Source organism: Achromobacter sp. D10 (genome assembly GCF_035282245.1).
GTDB lineage: Bacteria > Pseudomonadota > Gammaproteobacteria > Burkholderiales > Burkholderiaceae_B > Achromobacter > Achromobacter insolitus.
On record NZ_JAYJLE010000003.1, the window covers coordinates 418761 to 444824 of the forward strand.

Consider the following 26064-nt stretch of genomic DNA (forward strand, 5'->3'; position numbering starts at 1 on the left):
AAGGCCGCATTGCTTGCGGCCTTTAGTGTTTTACAGAGTTGTTTTACAGAGCCAGGAACCCTGCGATGACCAGGACGATCAGGCCATACTTGGTAGCCTTGTAGACCGTGCGGTTCCAGGCCTTGAAGGCCTTGCGCTTCTGGTCGATGACCCAGTGGGCGTGGGTCAGCTTGTTGATGGCGCCGGTCTGGTCGCCGCCATCGTTGGGCGAGCTGGCAGCCGACATGACGACGCGGCCGAACCACCGGTTGAAGGCTTCGGCCCAGCGCCATTTGAGCGGGCGCTCCACGTCGCAGAACAGGATGATCCGGTTCTGGTCGGTGTGGTTGTAGGCCTCGTGCACGTAGGTTTCGTCAAACACCACGCTTTCGCCGTCGCGCCAACTGTAGTGCTCGCCGTCCACGATGATGTGGCAACCGTCATCGTTCGGGGTGACCAGGCCCAGGTGGTAGCGCAGGGATCCCGCGAACGGGTCGCGGTGCGGGTTCAACTGGCCGCCCGGAGGCAGTTCGGCGAACATCGCGGCCTTGACCTTGGGCAAGGTCTTCAGGATGGCGACGGTCTTGGGGCAAAGTTCCTCGGCGGACGGGTGGCGGGCGTCGTACCACTTCAGGTAGAAACGCTTCCAGCCGTACTTGAAGAACGAGTTGAAACCGATGTCGTTATGGGTATCGGCGGCCTTGATACGGCGCAGCTCGGCCATCTGTTCGGCTTCTTCGCGGATCGTTTCCCAGTTGTCGTCCAGCACCTTGAGTTCGGCAATTTCGCTCGTGGTGAGGTAGGGCGTGGTCGGTACCCGCGAGGTCAGCACCATGAAGGCATTGATGGGGGCGAGCAGCACGGAATGGTCCAGCAATTGCCGGCCCAGCGGAAGCTTGACGCGGCCTCGGAAGTGCGCGAACAGGATGGCGCTCAGCCAGATCCCGGGAATTAGCCATTTCATAGGTGAATCTCGTGCGTAAATCTCATGTCAGCAGTGGGCGATGACGTGCAACGTGTATTGTTACACAGGCGCCCGCATAGTCCTTTGCGCAACCGCAGGGGCCTCGGCTTGGACCGCGTTGACTAGGTACAATTCCCCTTATGTCCGAAGAAGCCGTAACAACCCCGTCCCCATTTGTTCACCTGCGCGTACACTCCGAATTTTCGGTCGTGGACGGCATCGTGCGCATCCCCGACCTCATCAAGCGCGTGGCCAAGCTGGGCCAGCCTGCCGTCGCGCTGACGGATCTGTCGAACCTGTTCGGCCTGATCAAGTTCTACAAGGGCGCGCGCGGCGCCGGCATCAAGCCCATCGCTGGCTGCGATGTCTGGCTGTCCAACGATGACGACCCTGCCAAGCCTTTCCGCCTGCTGCTGCTGGTGCGCAACCACCAGGGCTATCTCAATCTCTGTGAATTGCTGACCAAGGCCTTCCTGACGAACCAGGGCAGGGGCCGCGCGGAAATCCGCCGCGAATGGTTGCAGGGGCAGGAGGGGCTGATCGCACTGTCGGGCGGACGCGGCGGCGACGTGGGGCAGGCGCTGGACGCGGGCAACGCCGTGTCGGCGCTGGCGCTGGCTCGCCAATGGGCGCACCTGTTCCCGGGCAGCTACTACATCGAATTGCAGCGCGCGGGCATGGACGGCGACGAAGCCTATACCCAGGCCGCCATGCGCCTGGCCAGCGAGGCCGGCCTGCCGGTGGTGGCGACGCATCCGGTGCAGTTTCTGGACGAATTCGAATTCCAGGCGCATGAGGCCCGCGTCTGCATCGCCGAAGGCGAAATCCTGGCCAACCCGCGCCGCGTGCGCCGGTTCAGCAAGGAGCAGTACCTGCTCAGTTCCGAGGAAATGGCGCGGCGCTTCGCCGATGTGCCCTCGGCGCTGGCCAACACCGTGGAAATCGCCAAACGCTGCAACCTCAGCCTGGTGCTGGGCAAGCCGCGCCTGCCCAACTTCCCCACGCCGGACGGCGTGAGCCTGGACGACTATCTGGTCCAGCTATCGGAAGAGGGGCTGGAAAAGCGCATGGCGTTCCTGTTCCCCGACGAGGCCGAACGCGAGTCCAAGCGCGAACAGTACTACGAACGCCTGCGCTGGGAATGCAAGACCATCATCCAGATGGGCTTCCCGGGCTACTTCCTGATCGTGCAGGACTTCATTAACTGGGGCAAGAACAACGGCGTGCCGGTGGGACCGGGACGGGGTTCCGGCGCCGGCTCGCTGGTGGCCTATGCCCTGGGCATTACCGACCTGGATCCGATCCGCTACGACTTGCTGTTCGAGCGCTTCCTGAATCCCGAGCGGGTCTCCATGCCCGACTTCGATATCGATTTCTGCCAGGACAACCGCGAACGGGTTATTGACTACGTCAAGGAAAAATACGGCCGAGCCGCCGTGAGCCAGATCGCCACTTTCGGCACGCTGGGCGCCAAGGCCGTGGTCCGAGACGCTGGCCGCGTGCTGGACATGCCCTATATGTTCTGCGACGGCCTGTCCAAGCTGATCCCGTTCAATCCGATGGATCCCTGGTCCCTTGAACGGACCCTGAAGGAGGAGCCCGCCTTCAAGGACCGCTACGAGCAGGAAGAGGAAGTGCGCGCGCTGGTGGACCTGGCGAAGCCGCTGGAAGGCCTGACCCGCAACATCGGCATGCACGCCGGCGGCGTGCTGATCGCCCCGGGCAAGCTGACCGACTTCTGCCCGCTGTATTGCCAGCCGGGCCAGGAGAACAGCGCAGTCTCGCAGTTCGACAAGGACGACGTCGAAGCCGCCGGCCTCGTGAAGTTCGACTTCCTCGGCCTGCGCAACCTGACTATCCTGGATTGGGCCGTGCGCTACGTGCGCCAGTTCAACGAGGACAAACGCGACTTCGACGTCATGGCCCTGGCGCTGGACGATCCGGCTGCCTACAAGATCCTGTGCGACGCCAACACGACGGCGGTGTTCCAGCTGGAATCGCGCGGCATGAAGGAGCTGCTGAAGAAGCTGCGGCCCAACACCTTCGAAGACATCATCGCCATGCTGGCCCTGTATCGACCGGGGCCGCTGGAATCGGGCATGGTGGACGACTTCGTCAACCGCAAGCACGGCCGTGCCGCGGTGGACTACTTCCACGACGACCTGGAGAACACCCTCAAGAGCACTTACGGGGTCATCGTCTACCAGGAACAGGTGATGCTGATCTCGCAGATCATCGGCGGCTATTCACTGGGCGGCGCCGACCTGCTGCGGCGCGCCATGGGCAAGAAAAAGCCCGAAGAAATGGCCAAGCACCGCGAGTTGTTCGAGAAAGGCGCCAAGGAAAAGGGCCACGATCCGGACCTGGCCGTCAAACTGTTCGACCTGATGGAGAAGTTCGCGGGCTACGGTTTCAACAAGTCGCACTCGGCCGCGTATGCGCTGATCTCCTACCAGACCGCCTGGCTCAAGGCTTACCATCCCACGGAATTCCTGGCCGCGACCATGTCCTCGGACATGGACGACACCGACAAGGTCCAGATCTTCTGCCGCGATGCCCAGGACAACGGCGTCGAGGTGCTGCCGCCGGACGTGAACTTCTCGGGCTACCGCTTCGAGCCGGTCGCCGACAAGCACACCAAGAATGGCAAGCCGCCGCGCACCATGCGGTATGGCCTGGGCGCGGTCAAAGGCACGGGGCAGGGCGCGGTCGAGGAAATCCTGCGCGCGCGCAAGGAAGGCGGCCCCTTCCAGAATCTGTTCGACTTCTGCCGCCGCGTCAACAAGCACGCGGTCAACCGCCGCACCATCGAAGCCCTGATCAAGGCCGGCGCCTTCGACACCATCGAACCAAACCGCGCGGCGATGCTGGCTTCGGTGCCCACCGCCATGGAAGCCGCCGAACAGGCGGCCCGCAGCGCCAACCAGGCTTCGCTCTTCGGCGACGACAGCGGCGACGTGGTGGCCGGCGAACTGGCCAAGGTCGCGCCCTGGGATCTGCACAAGAAGCTGACCGAAGAAAAGTCCGCGCTGGGCTATTACTACAGCGGCCACCTGTTTGACGCGTGGCGCGACGAAGTGCGCCGCATCGTGCCGATGCAGTTGGTGCGCGTGGAACCGCAACGCGACCTGCAATGGATGTGCGGCGTGCTGGCCAGCGTGCGCGTCATGATGACCCGCCGCGGCAAGATGGTCTTTGCCGTGCTGGACGACGGCACGGCGCAGGTGGAAATCTCGGTCTTCAACGAGCTCTACGAAAAGCACCGCAACCGCCTGCGCGAGGACCAACTCGTCATCGTCCAGGGCAAGGTCAGCAACGACGACTACTCGGGCGGCATGCGCATCGTGGCCGAGCAGCTCTACGACCTGCAGCTGGCGCGCGAAGCCCGCGCCAAGTCCCTGCGCGTCAAGCTCAATGGCAGCGCCGACGCGGCGCGCCTGCGGCAGATGCTGAATCCCTTCCGGGCCGAGCCCGAGAACGGCATTCCCGGCGTGCCGGTCGATATCGTCTATACCAAGAATAATTTCCTGTGCACGGTCCGTCTGGGCGAGGAGTGGCGCGTTCGCATGGCCGACACGCTGCTCGCCAACCTGAATGAATGGACCAAGCCGGATGGCGTGGAGGTCACTTATTGATGCCTAACCTGCGTATCGTTCACTCGGAAGCCGCTACCAGTTTCGGCGGCCAGGAAGGCCGGATCTTCAAGGAGATGACCGCCATGCGCGCGCGCGGCCATCACATGGAGGCGATCTGCCAGCCCAAGGCGCAGTTGGCCGAACGTCTGTCGGATGCTGGCTTTCCCGTGCACACCCTGGAAATGGATGGCGCGGTGAATTACCTGAAAGGCATTGCGACCATCCGCGGCATTCTGCGCGAAGGCCGCTTCGACGTGCTCAATACCCACAGCCGGCGCGACACGGTCATCGCGGCTGCCGCCGGCCGGCTGGCAGGAACGCCGCTTATCGTGCGGACCCGCCACTTGTCCAACAAAGTGGGATCGCTGTGGTCCTACACCTGTCTGCCGCACAGGGTCACGACGGTCAGTGACCATGTGCGCCAACATCTCATCGACCGCGGCGTTCCCGCCAGCAAGGTCGCGACCGTCTACTCGCCCATCGTGCTGCCACCGCCCGTGGAACGCTCCACGCTGCGCGAGGAACTGGGCCTGGCCGACGACGACATCGTCGTGGGCTGCGTGGCCGTCATGCGCGCGACCAAAGGGCACAAGGACCTGATCGACGCGGTTGCGCCCCTGATGGCCAGTCGCCCCAAACTGCATCTGGTATTTGTCGGCGGCGGTTCGCCGGTGTTCGAACAGACGCAGGCCTATGTGGCCGAACTGGGGTTGCAGGACCGCATCCATCTGATGGGTATGCGGCGCGACGTGCCCAACCTGTTGGCGGGCTTCGACCTCTTCGCCCTGGCGACGCAGCAGGAAGCGTCCGGTACCGTCTACGTGGAGGCGCAGGCCAGCGGCCTGCCGGTCATCGGCACGGACGTGGGCGGCGTGTCCGAAATGTTCCGCGACGGCGAAACCGGCATCCTGGTCCCGCCCAAGGATCCCGAGGCGCTGAGCGCCGCCCTGGTGCGCTTGATCGACGACGCCGGCTTGCGGCAGCGCATGGGCGAAGCGGGCCGCAAAATGGTCTGGGATGAAGGCGTGTTCTCGCCCGCCCGCCTGGCGGAAACCACCGAAGCCGTCTATGCCAAGTGGCTGGCGGAGCGCGCGGGATGAATGCGCCCAACGTCCCGGTGCTGATGTATCACCACGTCACGCCGGCGGGCGGCATGATCGCGGCCACGCCCGACGTGTTCGAGGCGCAGATTTCGCGCCTCGCCCGCGCCGGTTACCAGTCTTTGTCCGCTGGGGAGTTCGCGGCCTATCTGGCCGGTGGCGCGGTGCCCGAGCGTTCGGTGCTGATCACGTTCGACGACGGCTACCTGAACAATTGGGTGCATGCGCATCCGGTGCTGGCGCGCCATGGCATGCGCGCGGTGTTGTTTACCATCACCGGCTGGATTGGCGACGGGCCGGTGCGACCGCATGCGGGCCAGGGCGGCGCCTTGCCGGCCACCCCCGACCACGACGCTTGCAAGCGGCTGGTGGCGGAGGGCCGGGCCGACGAGGCCATGCTGCGCTGGAGCGAGATCGAAGCCATGCAGGCGGCGGGCACCTTCGAATTCCATTCCCACACGCATACGCATACCCGCTGGGACAAGGTTTGCGGCGCCGATGTCGACGCCAAGCGCGCCCATATCGCCCAGGAATTGCAGGAGTCGCGCGACACCCTGACCCGCCGCCTCGGAGCCGCCAGCGACCACCTCTGCTGGCCGCAAGGGTACTTCGATGCGGACTACGTCGCCGCGGCGCGCGAGGCCGGGTTCCGGCACTTGTACACTACCGACCCTTTTGGCCAGAACACCCCCGGCGCCGATCCCGAACATATTTATCGTTTCGCGGCGCGCAACCAGGCGGGCTCCTGGCTGAACCGGCGCATCTGGCTGTCGCGCGACCCCTTCTGGGGGCCGCGCTTTCATGCCTGGAAGGCCTGGAAAAAGCGTCTCAGGAATCGCGGATGAAGCTATCTGTCATCATCATTACCAAGAACGAGGCGGCCAACATCGCCGCCTGCCTCAAGTCCGTGGCGTTCGCCGACGAATTCATCGTCGTGGACTCGGGCAGCACCGACGGCACGGTTGAAGTTGCCCGCGCCTTGGGTGCGCGGGTGGAAGTCACTGCGGACTGGCCCGGTTTCGGTCCCCAGAAGAACCGCGCGCTGGATCTCGCCACGGGCGATTGGGTCCTGTCCATCGACGCTGACGAACGCGTCACCCCGGAACTGGCCCGGGAAATCCAGGAAGTGCTGCGCGCGCCGCAGTCGGACACGTATGAAATCGCGCGCCTGTCTAATTTCTGCGGCCGCGATATCCGTCACAGCGGCTGGTGGCCAGATTACGTGCTGCGCCTGTTCAAGCGCGGCACGGCGCGCTTCTCGGACGCCGCCGTGCACGAACGGGTGGTGCCGGCCAACGGCAAGCCCTTGCAGATGCGTGGCTATTTCCACCACTATCCCTACGACAATCTGGATGCGCTGATCACCAAGGTCAACCGCTATTCGTCCGATGCCGCCGCCATGATGTACGCCAAGGGCCGGCGCACGTCCGTTTTTGGCGCGCTGGGCCACGGCTTCTGGACCTTCGTGCGCATCTACCTGATCCGGCGCGGATTCCTGGATGGCAGGCACGGCTTGGTGTTGGCCGTTACTGCCGCGGCCGGCAGTTTCTTCCGTTATTCGAAGCTGATGTTCCTGGCCGAGAAGAAGAAGTGAAAATCCTCTACACCAACTTCCACGCCGGCAATGGCGGGGGGCACGTCACCTACATCATCAACCTGGCCAAGGCTTTGTCCAAGGACCACCAGATCACCGTCGCCGCGCCGGCCACCAGCCGCCTGCACCGCTATGCCAAGGCGATTCCGGGCGTGAGGGTGGAGGACATGCAGTACACGACACGGCCGTCGTCCTGGTTCAAGGACCGCGCGCAGCTGCGCCGCCTGATCAAGTCCGGCGGCTTCGACATCATCCACGCCAATGGGTCTGCGGACCATAAGCAGGTCATGCTGGCCACGCTGGGCATGCGCAAGCGGCCGCGCATCGTTTTCACCAAGCACAACGATCATCCGCTGACCAGCTTCGGCCACAAGTTGCGGGTGGCGCTGGCCACCGACCATGCCATCGCGGTCAGCGATTACGTCCACCGCCTGATGCAGCAGTCGCCTTACGGCAAGCGTCCCATCACCACCATCCGCCACGGCATCGACACCAATTTCTTCGCGCCGCCGCCGCCGGAAAGCCTGGACAAGCTGCGCGCCATCTTCTTCGGGCCCGATTGGCAGGGCAAGCTGTTGCTGGGCAGCGCTGGCGGCACCGACTACGACAAGGGCTGGCTGGACCTGGTGGCGGCGGCTGCCGCCTTGCCGCCCGAGGATCGCGCGCGCGTGCTGCTGATGGTGGCCGGCGATCCGCCCAACGAGGCCAAGCTTGCGCGGGTGCGCGAACTGGGCATGACCGACCAAGTCCGGTTTCCCGGCCTGCTCGACGACGTGCGGGCGGCGCTGGCATCCTGCCACGCAGGCTTCGTGCTGTCCTATCGCGAAGCGCTGTCGTTTGCCTGCCGCGAAATCATGGGGCTGGGTCTGCCCGCCCTGGTCAGCGACGCAGGCGGCCTGCCCGAGAACGTGACCGACGGCGTCGACGGCTGGATCGTGCCGGCGCGCGACGTGCCCGCCATTACCGCCAAGCTGCGTTTCATGCTGGACCATCCCGACGCCGTGCGCGCCATGGGGGCCAAGGCCCGGGAGACCAGCCTGCGGGACTTCAATCTGGAACGTTTCGCCGCCGCCACACTGGACGTATACCGACGCACGCTGGGGCAAGACCGGGCTTTATAATCTGTCCCTATGTCTATCCCCATACTCATGTACCACCAGATCGGCGAGCCCAACCCCAAAGGCACGCCGTTTCGCGGGCTGACGGTGCACCCCGACAGCTTTGCCCGGCAGATGCGCTGGATGCGCAGGCTGGGCTATCGCGGTCTGTCCATGCGCGACGTCATGCCGTACGTGCGCGGGGAACGCCAAGGCAAGGTTTTCGGCATTACGTTCGACGACGGTTACCGCAATGTGCACCACAATGCCATGCCGGTACTGAGCGAACTGGGCTTCACCGCCACCAACTATTTTGTTGCGCACCAGTTCGATGGCGGCAACGTATGGGACCTGGAAAAGGGAATTCCTTTTTCGGCGCTGATGACCGTAAACGAAATGCGGGAATGGGCGCAGGCCGGCAACGAAGTCGGTTCGCACACGCTGGATCACGTGCATTTGCCCCAGATGTCGCCCGACGAGGCCCGCCGCCAGATCGTCCAGTCCAAGGACGAGCTTGAGCAGGCCCTGGGCGCGTCCGTCACCGCTTTTTGCTATCCCTACGGCGATCACGGCCCGGAACACCGGGCGATGGCGCGCGAGGCCGGCTACGACAATGCCACGCTTACCCAGCGCGGGCTGGCGGCCGCTACCGACGATCCTTTCGGGCTGCCGAGAGTGACGGTGTCGCGTTCCACCAATATCATCCGTTTCCTGCAGAAGTGCCTGACCCGGTATGAAGACTCCCGCCGGCGCGGTTGAGCGGCGGCTGCGCATCGCGCTGCTGGTCGATCGCTTCGGCAACCGGTTTGGCGGCGCCGAAGCCTACGGCGTGGAACTGATGCGGGTGCTTGGCCAGCGCCATGACGTATCCGTCGTGGCGCGCGATTTCGACAGCGATCTGCCTTTTCCATTTTTGCCCGTGCGCTTTCCAGGCTGGCTGCCCAGCTGGATGCGGGTGCTGTACTTCGCCTGGCGGGCCGACCGCCTTACCCGCGGCCGTTACGACATCGTGCATTCGCACATGAACGGTTGGGCTGGCGAAATCCAGGTCATGCATGTGACGCCCGTGCGCTACAACCGGCTGACTCGCGTCAAGCCCTTGCAGCGCCTGACCGCCTGGCTTAGTCCGCGCCTGGCCACCTACCTTCTCCTGGAGAAGCTGCGCGTGCGTCAGGCGCCTGCGCGGCGGGTAGTGGCCGTATCCGGTCTTATCATGGACCAGCTGCACCGCAGCTATGGCCCCCAGTTGCCGGTCGACATCATCGCGCCCGGAGTCAAGCTGCCGACTGCCGCGCAAAGGGAAGGGCGCGAGGCGACTCGCGCCAGCCTGGGCTGGGACGCCGGCACCATAGGCTGTCTGCTGGTCGCCCGCAATCCCTTGCGCAAGGGATTGCCCGCGTTATTGGACGCGCTGGCGCAATTGCCGCCGCAGTACCGGTTGCTGGTGGTCGGTGCGGACGATGCCACCCGTGAACGCGTGCGCGCGTCCGGCGCCATCGCCAGCCGCGTCACCCTGATCGACCCCACGCCTGATGTCGCCCGCTACTTCAGCGCGGCCGACATTTACGCGCATCCGACGCTCAACGACAGCTACGGCATGGCGCCCTTGGAAGCCATGTCGCACGGGCTGCCCGTGGTGGTGAGTTCTCCGGCGTATTGCGGTTTTGCGCAGTATCTGTCGGCTGGCAAGGACGCGTTGATCCTGCAGGATCCGCGTGACGGTGCTCAGTTGGCGCAGGCCTTGGAGCGCCTGGGCTCCGAACCCGAACTGCGGGCGGCCTTGACCGAACGCGGCCTGGCGATCGCCCGCGAGCAGAGCTGGGAGACGGTGGCGGCGCGCTACGAAGCGCTATACGACAAGGTGCTGCAAGAGCGGGGCTGAATCGGGGGCCGGCTCGGTTGCGCCGCCGGTTTCAATGGCCTGGCGCCGTCGCCTGCTCAAGCTCGCCCAGCCAACGGATCGCATGCTCGCGGCCGGTGCCGCACATCTCGGCCTGCGGTTGCAACCCGCCACAGAAATCCGGCCGCGACGGCTGGCCGAAAATCGCGCAGCGCATGTCCGGCAAGAGCTGGATGCAGGGCACGCCCGCCGGCTTGCCCTGCGGCATGCCGGGAATCGGTTGGGTGATCGACGGCGCGATACAGCAGGCGCCGCAGCCGGGCCTGCAAGCCAGTGCGGCCGCCGGCTGCTGGTTCAGACCCATCCACGCAGCCAGTAGACGAACAGGCCGGCGTATTCCTTGATGATGGAGCGGCTGGCGTCGAAGGTGCGCTGGTCAGGGAGCCACAGGGGCAGCGAACCATCCGTGGGTGCCACGATTTGCGGGGGCGCCGGGGCGGCGATGGCCTCCACGCCTTGCTTGGAGAAGGCCGCCATGGCGCGCGGCATATGCAGCGCCGAGGTCACCAGCAGGACCTTGCCGATTCCGCGGGACTTGAGCTGGTCCTCGGTCAGGGCCGCGTTTTCATAGGTGGTTCGGCTGGCGTTTTCGAGGATCAGCGCGGTTTCCGGCACGCCCTGCTGGCGGATGGCATGTGCCATGCCGCGGGCTTCGCTGACGTCGCCTTCCAGCGCTCCGCCCGACAGCACGACCTTGGGCGCGCGCCCGGCCAGATAGAGCTGCGCGGCAGTATCCACGCGCACCACTGCCGTGTCCTTGTCGTAGGGCAGGAACCAGTTGGCGCGGCCATTGGCGGTATTGCCGCCCAGCACCACGATGGCATCCGCCGTTGGGGATTCCGACGGGGCAAGGTGCGGATAGCGGGATTCCAGCGCGCCGCCCAGCCACAGCGAGGTGACGGGTAGCGACCAGGCCAGCGCCCAGAGCAAGCCGGCGGCAATAAGGGCGCCGCCGGTCTTGCGCAGGCGGAACAGTCCCAACACCAGTCCGATAACGACCAGGGTCAGGCATAAGTTGTAAGGAATGATCAGATTCGCGAGATAGCTGGACAAAGGCATCTTAAAAAAATCCTGATTACTGCGTCTCGTCCAGCAGGAGGTTGGCTTGCTGCTCAACTTCCTCGGCGGACGGCCATGCATGCTCCGAGCCGACGCATACCGCACGCGGCGACCACGGGCCGGTTCGTCCTGGACGCGTGACGCCGAACAGGGTCAATTCGCGGGCATTGGCTGCCGCAGCCACGTGCGAGACGCCGGAGTCGTTACAAATCACCAGCGCCGCCCGCGCCGTCAGCGCCGCGAATGCGCCCAGGGACAGGGGAGGCAGCAGCAGCGCCGTGGGAGCATTGCGCAGCGCCTCCTCGGTTTCGGCCGGAGGGGGGCACATTACCACGGTATGGCCGCGAGCCTGCAGGGCGCGGGTAAGTGTATCGAATCCAGGCCAGACTTTGATCTTGCCTTTGTGCAGCCCCGTGGCGGTGGGCGCGATCAGCACAAAACGCTGCCCCGCCAGCCCGGCGGCTTCGATCGCCAGGTCGGCGGCGCCCTGATGGGCGGACGTCAGGGGGAGATCCAGGGTCGGGCCAGGTTCGGCCGGGCCGCTGGGCAAGCCCCAGCGGGCCAGGGCCTCGCGGGTCAGGTGATGCCAGGACTGGACCGCGTGCAGCGCGTCGCTGGGCTTGGCAAACGGCCAGCGCAAGAGAAAGCTGCGACCGTCGTCGCGATAGCCGGCCGAAGGCAGTCCCGCCAGCCGGAACACCAGCGCGCTGGACAAGGAGTCCGGCAGCAGCAGTCCCCGGGCGCGGCGTCCCTGGACGCCCAGGCCGCGGCGGTGCGCGCTGACGGCCGCCCGGTCGGGACCGACCTTGCCGCGCATGGGTATGAAGTCTTGCTTGGCCACGCCGTCGAGCAGGTCGCGGGCCCAGGGGCGGGCGCAGATCACCAGGGGCAGGCCGCTGGCGTGCAAGGCGCGCAGGCTGGGCAGGCTCATGCAAACATCGCCCACCCAATTGGGTAACCGGACGTACAGGCAGCTGATATCGGACATGGAAGGGCGCTAGGCGCGTTAGGGCTGAAGGGGCATGACTCGGAGGGCGACTTGTCGCGCAGCCGGTACAATTCTCGCCACGATTGTATAAAAGCGAGTGATCCCTTTGAATTCTGCCGCACGCAACGCGCCCGCGAGTTCCCAACCCGTCAAAGCTGAACTCTGGAGTCGGATATACAGCCGCGTGGGCTCCTACTGGAAGGGATTGTTGCTTGCCGTCCTGCTGATGGCCGGTGCGGCGGCTACCCAGCCGGTGCTGGCCGTCATCATGAAGCCTCTGCTGGACGGGGGCTTTTCGGGCGCCAAACCGTACTACGTCTGGGCTTTGCCGTTGGCGGTGGTGGGGCTGATCCTGCTGCGTGGCATCTGCAACTTCTTCAGCGATTATCTGCTGGCCTGGGTGGCCAACAACGTGCTGCTGGGCATGCGCAAGGACATGTTCGAGCGACTGCTCGGGCTGCCCGACGCCGACTTCAAACAGGGCGACACCGGCCGCTTGCTCAACCGCTTTACCATCGACGCGGGCAACGTCACCGGTTACGCCACCGACGTGATCACGGTGCTGGTGCGTGAAACCCTGGTGGTGGTCGCCCTGATCTGCGTGCTGTTGTACATGTCCTGGGTGCTGACGCTGATCATCCTGATCATGCTGCCGGTGTCGGTGCTGATCTCGCGCTTTTTCATCAAGCGTCTGCGCCGCATCAACCGCGAAACCGTGAACATGAACGCCGAGTTGACCCGCGTCGTCGGCGAAGGCATCGACGGCCAACGCGTCATCAAGCTGTTTGACGGCTATGAAGTCGAACGCGGCCGTTTTGATTTCGTCAGCCGCCGCCTGCGCCGTTTCGCCATGCGCACCGCCACGGCGGATGCTGCCCTGACGCCGCTTACCCAGGTCTGCATTTCGATCTCGGTCGGCGCGGTCATTGCCGTGGCGCTCAGCCAGGCTAACCATGGGGCGCTGACCGTGGGCAGTTTCGCTTCCTTCATGGCGGCCCTGGCCCAGATCTTCGACCCCATCAAGCGTCTGACCAACGTGGCCGCCCGCATGCAGAAGATGCTGGTATCGGCGGAAAGCGTGTTCACCTTGATCGACCAGAAGCCCGAAAACGATACTGGCACCAAGGAACTGGCCGAGCCCGTGCGAGGCAAAGTGGAATTTCGCGGCGTCACGCACCGCTTCCCGGACGCCGACCGCGATACCGTCAATAACATTTCCTTCACCGTGGAACCTGGGCAGACCGTGGCCCTGGTGGGGCGGTCCGGCAGCGGCAAGACCACCTTGGTCAATATGTTGCCGCGCTTCGTGCTGGCCGACAGCGGTTCCATCCTGGTGGACGACACGCCGATCGACGAGCTGACGCTGCGCAGCCTGCGCTCGCATCTATCGCTGGTCAGCCAGGATGTGGTGCTGTTCGACGACACCATCGCCGCCAACGTCGGCTATGGCGCGCTGGGCAAGTCCAGCGAACAGAAGGTGCGCGATGCCTTGGCCGCAGCCAACCTGCTGGAATTCGTCGAAGGGTTGCCGCAGGGCCTCAATACCCCGGTGGGCGAAAATGCCGCTCGCCTTTCCGGGGGCCAGCGCCAGCGCCTGGCGATTGCCCGCGCATTGATCAAGAACGCACCCATCCTGATCCTGGACGAAGCCACGTCCGCGCTCGACAACGAATCCGAGCGCCAGGTCCAGGCTTCGCTGGAGCGCCTGATGAAGGGCCGTACGACGCTGGTCATCGCCCACCGCCTGTCGACCGTGCAGAACGCCGACCGCATCATCGTGCTGGACGCCGGCAAAATCGTCGAGCAAGGCCCTCATGCCGAGCTGCTGGCCGCCAACGGCTTGTACGCATCGCTCTACAAGATGCAATTCCGCGAGGATTGATCTGCTGCCGCTGGGCGCCCGGAGCGGGTCGCCTGCCGGTTGTCTCTTCCTGTCGCATTTCCGGATTGCCAAGTGTCCGGATTGCCGGAAAATGGAGCCGGGCCTGACGGCAGGCCCGGCCCCGCCTGTTGCGCGGGGGGCGCCTCGAGGCGCTTTGTTCCGCCGTGCTCAGGAGCGCCCCATGTCCCTGCCTTCCGAAGGCAATCAGCTAGTCAATGTCGTCGTCCTGCTGGGGGCTGCGGTTGTCGCGGTTCCGCTGTTCAAGCGCCTGGGCTTGGGATCCGTCCTGGGATATCTGGCCGCAGGCCTGGTAATCGGCCCATTCGGCATCGGCCTGTTTTCCGATCCCAAATCCATCCTGCATGTGGCCGAACTGGGCGTGGTGATGTTCCTGTTCATCATCGGCCTGGAAATGCAGCCGTCCCGCTTGTGGAAGCTGCGCGGCGAGATCTTCGGGCTGGGGGTGGCGCAAGTGCTGGCCTGCGGCGCGCTGCTGACGGTGGTCGGCCTGCTGGCCGGGCTCTCGGGTCCTGCGGCCTTCATGGCGGCAATGGGTTTTGTGCTGTCGTCCACCGCAATCGTCATGCAGATCCTGGCCGAGCGGGGGGAAACAGCCAGTGCTCAGGGCCAACGCATCGTTTCCATCCTGCTGCTGGAAGATCTTGCCATCGTGCCCTTGTTGGCCCTGGCGACCCTGCTCGCGCCGGTGGACGCTTCCAGTCATGGCGACCCATGGACGCAGTCGGCCATCGCGGTGGCCTGCATCCTGGCCCTCCTGGCCGCCGGTCGCTGGCTGCTCAACCCGCTATTTCGGCTACTGGCGGCCGCCCATGCGCGCGAGGTTATGACCGCTGCCGCCTTACTGGTGGTGCTGGGGGCGGCCCTGCTGATGGAACTGGGCGGCCTGTCCATGGCCATGGGCGCCTTCCTGGCAGGCGTGCTGTTGTCGGAATCTACCTTCCGCCACCAGTTGGAGGCGGAAGTCGAGCCTTTTCGCGGCATCTTGCTGGGCCTGTTTTTCCTGGGCGTCGGCATGTCGCTGGACCTGTCGGCAGTGGTACGCGAGTGGCCGCTGATCCTGGCGGCGGTGGTGGTGTTCATGCTGGTGAAGTCGGTGGGCGTATATGTGGTGGCCCGGGTGCTGCGAGCCTCGCACGCCGAGGCCATGACGCGCGCGGCCTTGCTGGCGCAGGGCGGCGAATTTGCCTTCGTGCTGTATGGGGCGGCCGCCGCCGCAGGTATCTTCGACGCCCATACCGGCGCAGTGCTGACCGCGGTCGTCATAATTTCCATGGCGCTTACGCCGTTGTGCGTGCTGGCGCTGCGCTGGCTGCTGCCCAAGGAAGCGCCCTCGATGGAAGGCGTGGACGTGGCCAAGGACCTCGAGGGCTGTGCGCTCATCGTGGGCTTTGGACGCTTCGGCCAGATCGTGACCCAGGCGATGCTTGCCCGCGACCTGACGGTCTCCATCCTGGATACCGACACCGATGCAATCCGGGCGGCCGCCAAGTGGGGTGTCAAGGTCTATTACGGCGACGGCACCCGCATCGACATGCTGCGCACCGCCGGCGCCGAGAATGCCTGCGCCATCCTGATCTGTATAGACGACCCGAAAGCGGTCAACCATATGGTCAAGCTGATCAAGGCGGAGTTTCCGCTGGTGCGGGTCGTGGTGCGCGCCTACGACCGCATTCATTCGCTGGCGCTGGCCAAGGAAGGGGTGGACTACCAGGTGCGTGAAACGCTGGAATCGGCGCTGGCTTTTGGCGAAGCTGCGCTGCGCGTGATCGGTGTTCCCCCCGACGAGGCCGCGGAAGTCGTGCAGGACGTCCGCAGGCGCGACACGGAACGGTTTGATCTGGAGGTCGCAGGCGGCTTGTTCGCTGGCCGTTCGCTCCTGTACGGCAACATGACCAGCGCACCGGACGGCAAGAACGACAAACCCGACCGGGAAACCGAGAGCGCCGCCGCCAGCCCAACTGCGTAACCAAGTATTTCGTCATTTTTGCATTACTTTTCGCATCATTTCATGCTCAAGCCCCGATGGCTAAGGTAGATTTATCCGCACAGACTTTTCTTTTTTGACGCGCATATGCCAGGGGGCTGCCATGCTGCAATCGGATCGGATTTCCACGACGCCGCAAGCTGTTTGCGTAGAACTGGCCCGGCGGCAGGCCTCGGCCTTGCGCTGCGGGTTCTCGGCGGGCTCCATGCGCCAGCTGGTATCGCACACGGGCGGATCGGGCCCCGCTTGGTCGATCAGCGCGCACCGCGAGACCGACAAAGTGCGGGGCGCGAAGGCCTTTCCGTTCCGCATCGCCACGGCAGCGGTAACCTGAGCGCAGCCACTCCCGATATTTCTTGTGCAGGAGCGCCGTATTGAAGTCTCGCGGGCTTATGCATCGCGCGCTGTATGCATTGGCGGTGCTCGTCGCACTCGGTATCTGCGCGGCGGCGGTCGCGCTGCTCTGGATCGACCGGCGCGCCACCTGGGACGCCGCGCAAGCCTCGGCACGCAACATTACCGGGGTGCTGTCCGCGGATATCAGTCGTACCCTGCATGTCTATGATTTGTCGCTGCAAGGCATGGCCGAGCGTCTGCGTGAACCCGGCCTGGACCGGCTTGCGCCCGAAACGCTGTACCGCTTCCTGTTCGACCGGCCCTCGGCGGCCGAGTACCTCGGCGCTGTCGTGGTGCTGGATAAGGAGGGCAATATCCGCTATCACTCGGGCTCCGTGGATGCGCCAGCAGGAAGTTTCGCCGACCGGGATTTCTTCCAGGTGCATCGCGATGCGGACGACGTCGGCATGTACGTCAGCAAGCCTTATCGCAGCCGCCTGCGCGACGGCGATGAAAGCATCGCCATCAGCCGGCGGCTGTCCAACCCGGACGGCAGTTTCGCTGGCGTGGTCGCGGGTTCGCTGCGCCTGGCCTATTTCCGTGACCGCTTCGCCGCGTTGTCGATCGGCGAGCGCGACGAGATCAGCGTCTTTCGCAATGACGGCCTGGTCCTGCTGCGAGCGCCATACTCCTTGAATGACCTGGGTAGCGACATCGGCATGGCGCTGGAATTCCAACAATTCCTGATCCGTCGTGAGGGCTCGTTCGTGGGCGCGTTGTCTCCGGACGGCGTGAACCGCTATTACACGTTCGCAAGCATCGAGGACACGCCGCTCATCATCGACGTGGCCATGGACGTGGATGAACTGCTTGAACCCTGGAATCGCCGCGCGTGGTTCATCATCCCGGTGACCACGGCATTGTTGCTGTCGGTCGTCGCGCTGATCGTACTGTTCAGACGGGAAATGACTCTGCGAAAGGCGGTCGAGACGCAATTGGCGATACAGGCCCATACGGACGGCTTGACCGGGCTGGCCAACCGTCGCGCGTTCGACGAAGCGCTGCAGCGCGAGTGGCAGAATGCGCGCCGCGAACGCTCGCCGTTATCGCTGCTGTTCCTGGATGCAGACCATTTCAAGCGCTACAACGACCGCTACGGCCATCAAGAAGGGGACCAGTTGCTCAAGCGGCTGGCGCTCTCGCTCAAGAAAAAGGTGCGGCGCCCGCGCGATCTGGTCGCGCGTTACGGAGGCGAGGAGTTCGTCGTGCTGCTGCCCAACACCAGCCGCCAGCGCGCCGCGGAGATCGCCGAGAACATCCGGCGGACGGTTGCCGCCCTGAAAATGCCGCACGAAGGCGCCGACGGCGGAGTCGTCACGATAAGCGTTGGTGTCGCAACTGCAGTTCCTCAGGCCGACGGCACCGCTGAGAGCCTCGTCGAGGCGGCCGATGCCGCCGTGTATCGGGCCAAGAAGGCCGGGCGCAACCGTGTGGCGGTGGCCGAGGCCTGATTCATCGCTGAAAAGAACGGCCCCCACGCTGCGCCTTCGGCTTGCTGCCCCCCGAGGGGGCGTTTTTTGCCTTGGGGCGGCCCGGCGGCAAAAAAAGCCCCGCCGCGCGATGAGCACGGCGGGGCTTTTTTGCCAGGCTTCGGTTAGCGGCCGACCATGACGGCTTGCATGCGGGTCTGCGCCTGCTGCACGTTCTTGGCCTGCGCATTCAGATCCTGCAGCAGCTTGTTCAATTCGGCCTGCACGGCGGGATCCTGCACCTTGACGATGGGGCCGGAAATGTCGATCTGCGCGGCGTGCGCGGCGACGTAATCGGCGATCTTCAGGCTGCTGTCGAAGGTTGCGTTCAATTGCGGCAGCACATCGCGGAAGGTGTCGGCCGGGAGGCTGACCGTCTTCTCATAAGCTTTGTCGTACACCGCCTTCAGGTCTTCCGGTTGCTTGAGCTGAGCGCGCGCGGCATCAGCCTTGGCCTGTTGTTCCTTCAGCGCTGCTCCCATGTCATTGAGCGAGGCCTGGACGGCCTTCAGGTCATCGCGGCGGGCCACAATATCGTTCAGCGAGCGCATGGAGCCTTTCTGCATGATGCCGGACAAGGGTTTGACCGATGCGTCCATGCCGGCGTTGAAGTCGGTGATCACTGCATATTGCGCCGCATAGTCGCCAAAGGATTTCTTTTCTTCCTCCGTCAACTGCGGGACACGCACGCCGGGCTTGTCGACGATGCGGGTCTGCAGGAACTGCGTGAACGCGGCACGCTGTTCAGGTTCCTTGTTGCCGCAAGCGGCCAGCACCAGGGGCAGGGCTGCGGCCAGTATCAGGAACGGACGGAATAGGGACTTCATTGCATCAATCTCCGAGAAACGAAAGAAATGGTCAGGGTATACCCTGAAGGCGCCCGCAGCTTATCGGGTCATCCTCTCTGCCGCCATCGCTTTCAGAAATGATTGCAATCGAATTATTAAGTCACATTATTCGCACATAATGAAGTGAAATTCCATTTGCCACCTGCTAGGGGCATAGGTCATTCCTGGGTCGCGATTTCCCGCAATGCTGCTGTCAGCAATTCAGCGGAACGCGACAGTGACCGGCCGGCCCGCCGCAAGATGCCAATATGGCGGTATAGCGGCGGCGTATTGATCGAAACGCAACGCAGGCGGTTGGTGTCGCCTTCCCGGGCCGCCAGCTCAGAGAGAATGGCCACGCCGAGGCCCTGCGCCGCCATCGCCAAAACAGTCGAGTTGTAGACGACTTCATACGCTGCAGGCAGCGAAATCTTCAATTTGTCTGCCGCTGCTTCGATGTGGGTGCGGATGCTGCTTTCCCGCACCGGCAATATGAGCGGATGTTCGGCCAAATCCTTGAGCGTCACCGAGTCCGGCGCGGCCCAGGGATAGTCATGGGCCATGTAGGCGCAAAAGCGGTCAGTCACCAGTTGCTCCCACACCAGCTCCTGATCGCGCTTGATCGGACTGCCTATTCCGAAATCGACCTCTCCGCTGCGGGTCATGTCGTTGACACGCGAGGCAACTGTGTCCCGCACACAGACGGTGATGCCGGGGTAGTCGCGGTTCAGCCGGTGAATGGCCTGGGGAAGCAGGCCAGCTGCCAGGGAGGGTAGGACGGCGACCGTGACGGTGCCGCGTTCGCGATCGCTGGTGTCCCGGGCGTAGGTGACCAAATCCTCGATTTCGGCCACCAGTTTTTCGATCCGAGGGTAGAGCTCCTGGCCCCGCGGTGTCAGGCTGACGCTCCGGTGGTTCCGGTCGAACAACCGCGTGCGCAGATGGGACTCGAGTTGCTGGATCTGGATGGTCAATGCCGACTGCGAAATGTTCAGTTCATGCGCGGTCCTGGTGAAGTTGCCCAGCCGGGCGATCGTGAGAAAAGCGCGCAACTGCTTGAGATCACTCAACATTATTGAAACCCCGCTCCCTGGCGTGAAGGCTTAGCCATCGATTTTTTTGAAAAGAATGTTCCGTTATTTGAATTTTACGAATCGCATGCCGCTGAGTATATTTCTTATCCAACGCCTGGCTCAAAAAGGCGTGAATAAATAAATGAGACAAGAAGGGAGGGCTCCGCATGGCCGGGTATTGTGCCTCACACGAGAGGTTTCAAACGCTGCAGCGAATAATGAATTCGATAAACGGTGCGGCGGAAAAATGCGCCGGACTGTTTCTTATAGGAATGGTTCTGGCGATTTCAATTTCTGTTTTTGTACGGCTGCTTTACACCTATTCCGGTATTCCGCTTTCCACGCCCTGGGCGGAAGAACTGGGCCGTTTCATGATGGTCGGCAGCGTCTTTCTTGGCGGTGCTGTCGCTACCTATCGCCTGCGCCTGATTGGCGTGGACGCTTTCATCGGAATGGTGCCCGAGTCGGTCGCTCGCTGGCTGCGCGTGGTGGCGCATGTGCTGACTTTGATGCTTGCGCTCCTTCTGGCCTGGAAATCGATCAGGCTCTTAGAGCTCGGCCTGCGGCAAACCTCGCCCGCGATGGAAATGCCCATGGCATATATCTACGTATTCATGTTTATCGGCTGCGTGCTGATGAGCCTGAATACCCTCACGCATGTCGTCAAGGAACTCGCGAATGTAGAGGTGTCTCGCGAGGGTAGCGAGACGGAGCGCGCCGCGGCGGCGATGCAGAATAGCGAAGGAGGGGCACTGTGATCCCGGTCCTGTTTTTATCGTTTACGGCGATCTTGATTATCGGCGCACCCATTGTCACGGCCCTGGGCATGTCCGCTGCATTCGCCTTGCAGGCGGGCGACCGTTCGCTTCTGATCGTGGCGCAAATGGCGTTCCAGTCGCTGGATTCGTTCAGCCTGATGGCGGTGCCGTTCTTTATCCTGGCCGGGCATCTGATGTCCTCGGGCGGGGTGGCCACCCGCCTGGTTCAGCTGGCGAATGCTTTCGTTGGCTGGATCCGGGGCGGGCTGGGGGCGGTTGCGGTATTGACGTCGTTGTTGTTCGCAACAGTCTCCGGCTCCTCCTCCGCGACGACCGCCGCGATCGGCTCCGTGCTCATCCCGGAAATGGAGAAAAAGGGCTATCCGAGATCATTTGCGGCGTCCATTGCCGCTTCTTCCGGAGAGCTGGGGGCAATCATTCCGCCATCGATTCCGATGATTGTGTATGCGCTGACGGCGAACGTGTCGGTCGGCTCGCTATTTCTTGCGGGCATCCTGCCGGGACTGCTGATTACCGTCTCGCTGATCCTCACGGTTTGCCTGGTTGCTCGCATCCAGGGCTTCGATGAGGTCAGCGCTGTCAGCTTCACGGGATGGCTGAAGGGCGTCCTGATCGCCCTGAAGGATGCGACGCTCGCGTTGATGATGCCAGTGATCATTCTGGGCGGCATTTACGGTGGATTATTCACTGCAACGGAGGCTTCCTGCATCGCGGTGCTTTATGGCTTGGCGCTCGGGCTCTTTGTCTACAAGGAAATAACGGTCAAGGATCTGCTTGGCATTTTCGCGCGGTCCGCAGTGATGTCTTCCATCATCTTGCTGATCGTAGCGTTCGCCGCCGTGTTCGCGTACCTGCTGACGATCAACCAGGTGCCGCAGCAAGTCGCCGCCATGCTTGGCTCGGTGACCACCAATCCGATCGTGTTCCTGCTGTTGGTGAACGTCATGCTGTTCCTGGTCGGCATGTTCATCGAGGCATTGGCGGCAATCCTGATCATCGTGCCGATCCTGGCGCCCATCAGCGTGGCTTTCGGCATCGATCCCATCCATTTCGGAATGATCGTCATCACCAATCTGGCGGTCGGCATGGTGACCCCGCCGGTCGGTGTAAACCTGTTCGTCGTGTGCGAAGTCGCCCAACTGAAAATGCATCACTTGGCGAAGTACCTGGTGATATTCCTCGCCGTGCTCGTGCTCGATGTGCTGATTATTTCTTATGTGCCTGCCATAAGTACCTTTTTCTTATAAAGAATAAATCGGCTGCCCGATGGGGACGTATGCCCCGGGGCGGCTAGAAAATCGAGGAGACGGAAAATGAAAATATTCAAGAAGATCCTGGGTGCCAGCATCATGGCCGCCTTCGTGTGCGCCGCCCCGGCGCATGCGGTGAACATGGACGTCGGGCATACGCTCACGACGGACAGTCCCTTTCACGTCGGTGCGCAGAAGTTCGCCGATGTGCTGAAGACCAAGTCAAACGGGAAAATCACGGTGTCCGTGTTCCCGCACTCGCAGCTGGGTGGTGAACTGACCATGATCCAGGGCGCCGTGGCCGGCGCCACCGATCTGGTCATCACGGGCCAGCCGACCTTGAACGGCATCGTCAAGGAATTCCTGGTGTTTGACTCGCCGTTCCTGTTCGATAGCGTCGAGCAGGCCAACCAGATCCTCAATGGTCCTGCCGGCGACAAATTCATGGAAGTCCTTCCCAAGTACGGCCTGGTCGGCCTGGGCTGGTTTTCGGCAATCGAGCGCAACGTCTTCGGCAATAGACCCGTCAATTCGGCCGAAGACCTGAAGGGCATGAAAATCCGCGTCATTCAATCGCCGGGATATGTCGAAAGCTATAAGGCTCTGGGGGCCCAAGCCACGCCCATGGCCTATTCGGAACTCTACCTGGCTCTGCAGCAGAAGGTTCTGGATGGCGGGGAAACGACCCCGGACCAGTTTGTTTCGGACAAATTCATTGAGGTCTCCAAGTACTTCAACATGACGCACGTCAATATCCATCCGGCGTTGCTGCTCATGTCCAAGGACCGCTGGGACCGGTTTTCGCCTGAAGAGCAGAAAATCATCAAGGAGTCCGCGAACGAAGCCATGGCCTACGCGCGTGACTATTACAAGAAGGTCTACGACGAAGGCATGAAAACGATGGAAACGAAAGGCGTCTCCATCGTCTATCCCAGCAATCTTGATTCGCTGGTGCAAGCCACGCGGCCTGTCGTGAAAAAACTCGTCGGCGAAGCTCCCAATGGCCAGGCGCTGTATGACGCGCTGATCGCCGCCAAGCAGAAGCCGTAATGGACGCGCGCGGCTTTGCTCGCCGCCGCGTCTTCACTCTAAATAGAGACTGGACTGATTGATGACACCCTTTAACAAACCCGAGAATCTGCGCGTGCTGATTACCGGAGCGGCCGGCAACATCGGTCTTTGCCTGCGCTCGCAGCTGCGCGGGCGCTACGCCTTGCTGCGTTTGGCAGACATCGCTGCGCAGGAGCCCGCAGCGGAGAACGAGGAAGTCTGCACGATGGATGTCAGGGACATCGCGTCCCTGGAGCGCTGCATGGAGGGCATCGACTGCGTCATCCATCTGGCCGGCATTCCCGGGGCCGATGTCTGGGAAAAGATCCTGCCCATGAATATCGAGGGTTGCTACAACGTGTTCGAGGCCGCCCGGCGCCAGAACGTGCGGCGAGTGGTTTTCGCGAGCTCGAACCACGCCATCGGCTATCACCGGCGGGAAAGATTCCTCGACGACACGGTCCAGCCCAGGCCCGACTCGCTGTATGGCGTGTCGAAAGTGTTTGGCGAGGCCCTGGGCCGCATGTACGCAGACAAGTTCGGCTTGTCAGTCGCCTGCCTGCGGATCGGGACCTTCCGCACACCGGACCGCCCCAGTGAAGCCCGGCAACTCCTGACCTGGATCAGCCACCGCGACATGGCGCAGTTGGCGGCCCGTTGCGTGGAGCACGAGTCCTATCATTTCACGGTGGTCTATGGGGTGTCGAACAACCTGCGCAACCGCTGGGACAATTCCAACGCGAAGTTCCTGGGCTATGCGCCGCAAGATGACTCCGAGGTGTTTGCCCCCGAAATCCTGGCGCAGAACATTCCGGAGGATCCTGTCGCGGCTCAGTTCCACGGCGGTTTTTACTGCCCGTTGGAATTTGTCGGCACCACGGACAGGATCTCCTGAAATCAGACGAGGATGATGTCGTACTGCTCTTGCGAGTACGCGCCTTCCACTTCCAACGATATACGTTTGCCCACGAAGTCGCCCAGCATCGCCAGATGCTGGCTTTCTTCTTCCAGGAATAGATCGACCACCTCTTGCGAGGCCAGGATGCGGAATTCCTTGGGATTGAATTGCCGCGCCTCGCGCAGGATCTCGCGCAGGATTTCATAGCAGACGGTGCGCGGCGTACGCACGTTGCCGCGCGCCTCGCACATGGGGCAAGGTTCGCATAGCTGATGTGCCAGCGAATCGCGGGTCCGCTTGCGGGTCATCTCGACCAGGCCGAGCTGCGTGAAGCCGTTGACCGTCATGCGGGTGCGGTCGCGCGACAATGCCTTCTTCAGCTCGGCCAAGACCGTTTCGCGGTGCTCCTGCTCCTCCATGTCGATGAAGTCCAGGATGACGATGCCCCCAAGATTGCGCAGCCGCAGCTGGCGTGCAATGGCCTGGGCCGCTTCCAGATTGGTCTTGAAAATGGTGTCGTCGAAATTGCGGCCGCCCACGAAGCCGCCGGTATTGACGTCCACCGTGGTCAACGCTTCGGTCTGGTCGATGATGAGGTAACCGCCGGATTTGAGGTCGACCCGGCGTGAGAGCGCCCGCGCAATCTCATCGTCGACATTGGCGGTGTCGAACAGGGGGCGCTCCCCGCTGTAATGCTGGATCCGGTCCACTACCGAAGGGGTGTAGACCCGTGCCCATTCGAGCATCGCCGCGCTGGTTGTGCGGGAATCCACCAGAATGGCGCCGGTGTTCGGACCGACCATGTCCCGCAGCACGCGCTGCGCGAGCGTCAGGTCCTGATGCAGCAGGGCAGGGGCAGGCTGGCTGCGGGCAGCCGCCTGGACGCTGCTCCACAACTTGCGCAGGTACTCCAGATCCGCCGTCAGTTCGTCATCGTTGGCGCCTTCTGCCTGCGTGCGAACGATAAATCCGCCTTTTTCCTCGGCGGGCATCAAGGCCTGCAGGCGTTCGCGCAACTGGATACGCTCGGATTCGTCATCGATTTTCTGCGAGATGCCGATATGCGGGTCATGCGGCAAGTAGACAAGCATCCGGCCCGCCATGCTGATCTGGGTCGACAGCCGCGCGCCCTTGGTGCCTAGCGGGTCTTTGACCACCTGCACCATGATGGTCTGTCCCTCGAACAGCAGCTTTTCGATGGGCGTGGGAGTGAGTCCCTGGCTTCTTTCGCCGCGGTTCTCGCGCAGGTCGGCGATGTGGATGAAGGCGGCGCGCTCCAGTCCGATATCGATGAACGCGCTCTGCATGCCCGGCAGCACCCGCACCACGCGCCCCAGGTAGATGTTGCCGACATGGCCCCGCTGAATGCTGCGTTCGACGTGCAGTTCCTGTACCGATCCTTGTTCCACCAGCGCAACGCGGGTTTCAAAGGGGGTGACATTGATCAGGATATCTTCGCTCAGGGCGATGGCTGGGGGCATAGCGTGTTCGTCTCCAGTTGGGTACGTCGTACAGGCGAATAGTAAACGTAGGGCAGGCGGGGCGAGACAACTATCTATATATAGAGATCGCATGGCGAGCACTATAGGTACGCGGGGGCACGAGACGAAGGGCGAAGACGGAAGTCCGGATACTGGCCCCCCACGGTCCAAAACTTGTGCTATAGTCTCGCTCCTTCGCAGTTCGGGCAGTTCTGAGCCGCGAAGCCAAGCAAGCACAACGGGCCGGGCACGAGAAATCAGCCGGGTCTGCCGCCAGGCGGCCAGTAATGAAAGCCAAGCGGTTATTGCAAGGACTGCAGCAAGTTAGGCAAAAGCCAGTTGCGCAATCTGCAAAAATCGTGTTATAGTCTTGGGCTTGGCAGTTGCCGAAAACTTAGGGTTAACCCTGATATTTCGATAGCTGCTAAGAGAGGCGGACCTGAAGAGGTTGCAAGCCAAGTGAGCGAAACGAAGGTTGTGACGCTAACTTGACAAGCTAAAAAAACTTCTTCATAATCTCGTTTCTCTGCTGCTGACAACGCAGCGCTAGCGAAAGCAGGCGCCGCTGCCAGTGGGCAGTAAGTAGTACCGAATTTAGCAGTACCGCTCTTTAACAATTAAACAACCGATAAGTGTGG

General features: G+C 63.0%; 22 protein-coding genes. 15 read left to right on the forward strand and 7 right to left on the reverse strand.

Annotation, left to right across the window (positions count from 1 at the left end; genetic code table 11):
- Window positions 1-43 precede the first annotated feature (43 nt).
- Window positions 44-943 carry a lipid A hydroxylase LpxO gene (gene lpxO, locus VCS63_RS12180; protein WP_042792734.1) on the reverse strand — a complete coding sequence of 300 codons (900 nt, stop codon included), beginning with the start codon at window positions 941-943 and terminating at the stop codon, window positions 44-46.
- A 140-nt stretch (window positions 944-1083) separates the two neighbouring features.
- Between lpxO and dnaE the strand changes: the two genes are divergently transcribed.
- Genes dnaE through VCS63_RS12215 form a run of 7 tightly spaced genes read left to right on the forward strand, consistent with a single transcriptional unit; the run spans window position 1084 to window position 10251 of the window.
- Window positions 1084-4578 carry a DNA polymerase III subunit alpha gene (gene dnaE / locus VCS63_RS12185; protein WP_063641591.1) on the forward strand — a complete coding sequence of 1165 codons (3495 nt, stop codon included), beginning with the start codon at window positions 1084-1086 and terminating at the stop codon, window positions 4576-4578.
- Window positions 4578-5678 carry a glycosyltransferase family 4 protein gene (locus tag VCS63_RS12190; protein ID WP_042792735.1) on the forward strand — a complete coding sequence of 367 codons (1101 nt, stop codon included), beginning with the start codon at window positions 4578-4580 and terminating at the stop codon, window positions 5676-5678. The genes dnaE and VCS63_RS12190 overlap by 1 nt, the downstream gene beginning before the upstream one ends.
- A complete protein-coding gene (locus VCS63_RS12195; RefSeq protein WP_323879892.1) occupies window positions 5675-6523 on the forward strand; it encodes a polysaccharide deacetylase family protein in 849 nt (282 codons plus the stop codon). The genes VCS63_RS12190 and VCS63_RS12195 overlap by 4 nt, the downstream gene beginning before the upstream one ends.
- On the forward strand, window positions 6520-7272 hold the full coding sequence (locus VCS63_RS12200; protein ID WP_042792738.1) for a glycosyltransferase family 2 protein: 753 nt from the start codon (window positions 6520-6522) through the stop codon (window positions 7270-7272). The genes VCS63_RS12195 and VCS63_RS12200 overlap by 4 nt, the downstream gene beginning before the upstream one ends.
- Entirely contained in the window at window positions 7269-8393 is a 1125-nt protein-coding gene (locus VCS63_RS12205; RefSeq protein WP_042792739.1) for a glycosyltransferase family 4 protein, read from the forward strand. Before VCS63_RS12200 ends, VCS63_RS12205 begins: the two co-directional genes overlap by 4 nt.
- A 9-nt stretch (window positions 8394-8402) precedes the next feature.
- Window positions 8403-9128 (forward strand): polysaccharide deacetylase family protein, encoded by a 726-nt coding sequence (locus VCS63_RS12210; protein WP_088607549.1) that lies wholly within the window; start codon window positions 8403-8405, stop codon window positions 9126-9128.
- A complete protein-coding gene (locus VCS63_RS12215; RefSeq protein ID WP_042792742.1) occupies window positions 9103-10251 on the forward strand; it encodes a glycosyltransferase family 4 protein in 1149 nt (382 codons plus the stop codon). The genes VCS63_RS12210 and VCS63_RS12215 overlap by 26 nt, the downstream gene beginning before the upstream one ends.
- Window positions 10252-10282: 31 nt before the next feature.
- Here VCS63_RS12215 and VCS63_RS12220 read toward each other — a convergent pair whose 3' ends face one another.
- From VCS63_RS12220 to VCS63_RS12230, 3 genes are read right to left on the reverse strand one after another with little or no spacing between them, the layout of a single operon-like run.
- On the reverse strand, window positions 10283-10573 hold the full coding sequence (locus VCS63_RS12220) for a YkgJ family cysteine cluster protein (RefSeq protein WP_323879893.1): 291 nt from the start codon (window positions 10571-10573) through the stop codon (window positions 10283-10285).
- Window positions 10564-11328 carry a YdcF family protein gene (locus VCS63_RS12225; RefSeq protein WP_063641587.1) on the reverse strand — a complete coding sequence of 255 codons (765 nt, stop codon included), beginning with the start codon at window positions 11326-11328 and terminating at the stop codon, window positions 10564-10566. The genes VCS63_RS12220 and VCS63_RS12225 overlap by 10 nt, the downstream gene beginning before the upstream one ends.
- Before the next feature lie 16 nt (window positions 11329-11344).
- Window positions 11345-12316: a glycosyltransferase family 9 protein gene (locus tag VCS63_RS12230; RefSeq protein WP_063641586.1), complete on the reverse strand. Its 972-nt coding sequence runs from the start codon at window positions 12314-12316 to the stop codon at window positions 11345-11347.
- Window positions 12317-12422: 106 nt separating this feature from the next.
- On the opposite strand from VCS63_RS12230, the gene msbA reads away from it, so the two are divergent.
- From msbA to VCS63_RS12250, 4 genes are all read left to right on the forward strand, one after another.
- Entirely contained in the window at window positions 12423-14198 is a 1776-nt protein-coding gene (gene msbA / locus VCS63_RS12235) for a lipid A export permease/ATP-binding protein MsbA (RefSeq protein WP_063642299.1), read from the forward strand.
- Window positions 14199-14379: 181 nt separating this feature from the next.
- Complete coding sequence (locus VCS63_RS12240; RefSeq protein ID WP_042792746.1) at window positions 14380-16185, forward strand: monovalent cation:proton antiporter-2 (CPA2) family protein; 1806 nt, start codon at window positions 14380-14382, stop codon at window positions 16183-16185.
- Window positions 16186-16306: 121 nt separating this feature from the next.
- The gene (locus VCS63_RS12245; protein WP_042792747.1) at window positions 16307-16537 is read left to right on the forward strand and encodes a hypothetical protein; all 231 of its coding nucleotides are present in this window, start codon (window positions 16307-16309) and stop codon (window positions 16535-16537) included.
- A 40-nt stretch (window positions 16538-16577) separates the two neighbouring features.
- On the forward strand, window positions 16578-18050 hold the full coding sequence (locus tag VCS63_RS12250; protein ID WP_167380330.1) for a diguanylate cyclase: 1473 nt from the start codon (window positions 16578-16580) through the stop codon (window positions 18048-18050).
- A 143-nt stretch (window positions 18051-18193) separates the two neighbouring features.
- Here VCS63_RS12250 and VCS63_RS12255 read toward each other — a convergent pair whose 3' ends face one another.
- Together VCS63_RS12255 and VCS63_RS12260 are read right to left on the reverse strand one after the other, a co-directional pair.
- Complete coding sequence (locus tag VCS63_RS12255; RefSeq protein WP_042792749.1) at window positions 18194-18895, reverse strand: DUF3053 domain-containing protein; 702 nt, start codon at window positions 18893-18895, stop codon at window positions 18194-18196.
- 179 nt (window positions 18896-19074) lie between these two features.
- Window positions 19075-19968 carry a LysR family transcriptional regulator gene (locus tag VCS63_RS12260; protein ID WP_042792750.1) on the reverse strand — a complete coding sequence of 298 codons (894 nt, stop codon included), beginning with the start codon at window positions 19966-19968 and terminating at the stop codon, window positions 19075-19077.
- A gap of 218 nt (window positions 19969-20186) precedes the next feature.
- On the opposite strand from VCS63_RS12260, the gene VCS63_RS12265 reads away from it, so the two are divergent.
- The 4 genes from VCS63_RS12265 to VCS63_RS12280 all read left to right on the forward strand — a co-directional run bounded on the left by VCS63_RS12265 (window position 20187) and on the right by VCS63_RS12280 (window position 23942).
- A complete protein-coding gene (locus VCS63_RS12265; RefSeq protein WP_323879894.1) occupies window positions 20187-20726 on the forward strand; it encodes a TRAP transporter small permease in 540 nt (179 codons plus the stop codon).
- Window positions 20723-21994, forward strand: coding sequence for a TRAP transporter large permease (locus VCS63_RS12270; protein WP_042792752.1), 1272 nt, complete (start codon window positions 20723-20725; stop codon window positions 21992-21994). The genes VCS63_RS12265 and VCS63_RS12270 overlap by 4 nt, the downstream gene beginning before the upstream one ends.
- Before the next feature lie 66 nt (window positions 21995-22060).
- A complete protein-coding gene (locus tag VCS63_RS12275) occupies window positions 22061-23047 on the forward strand; it encodes a TRAP transporter substrate-binding protein (RefSeq protein ID WP_042792753.1) in 987 nt (328 codons plus the stop codon).
- A 61-nt stretch (window positions 23048-23108) separates the two neighbouring features.
- On the forward strand, window positions 23109-23942 hold the full coding sequence (locus VCS63_RS12280; RefSeq protein ID WP_323879895.1) for an NAD(P)-dependent oxidoreductase: 834 nt from the start codon (window positions 23109-23111) through the stop codon (window positions 23940-23942).
- Window positions 23943-23944: 2 nt separating this feature from the next.
- Here the strand turns inward: VCS63_RS12280 and rng are convergent, their stop codons facing one another.
- Window positions 23945-25408 carry a ribonuclease G gene (gene rng, locus VCS63_RS12285; protein WP_042796885.1) on the reverse strand — a complete coding sequence of 488 codons (1464 nt, stop codon included), beginning with the start codon at window positions 25406-25408 and terminating at the stop codon, window positions 23945-23947.
- Window positions 25409-26064 lie beyond the last annotated feature (656 nt).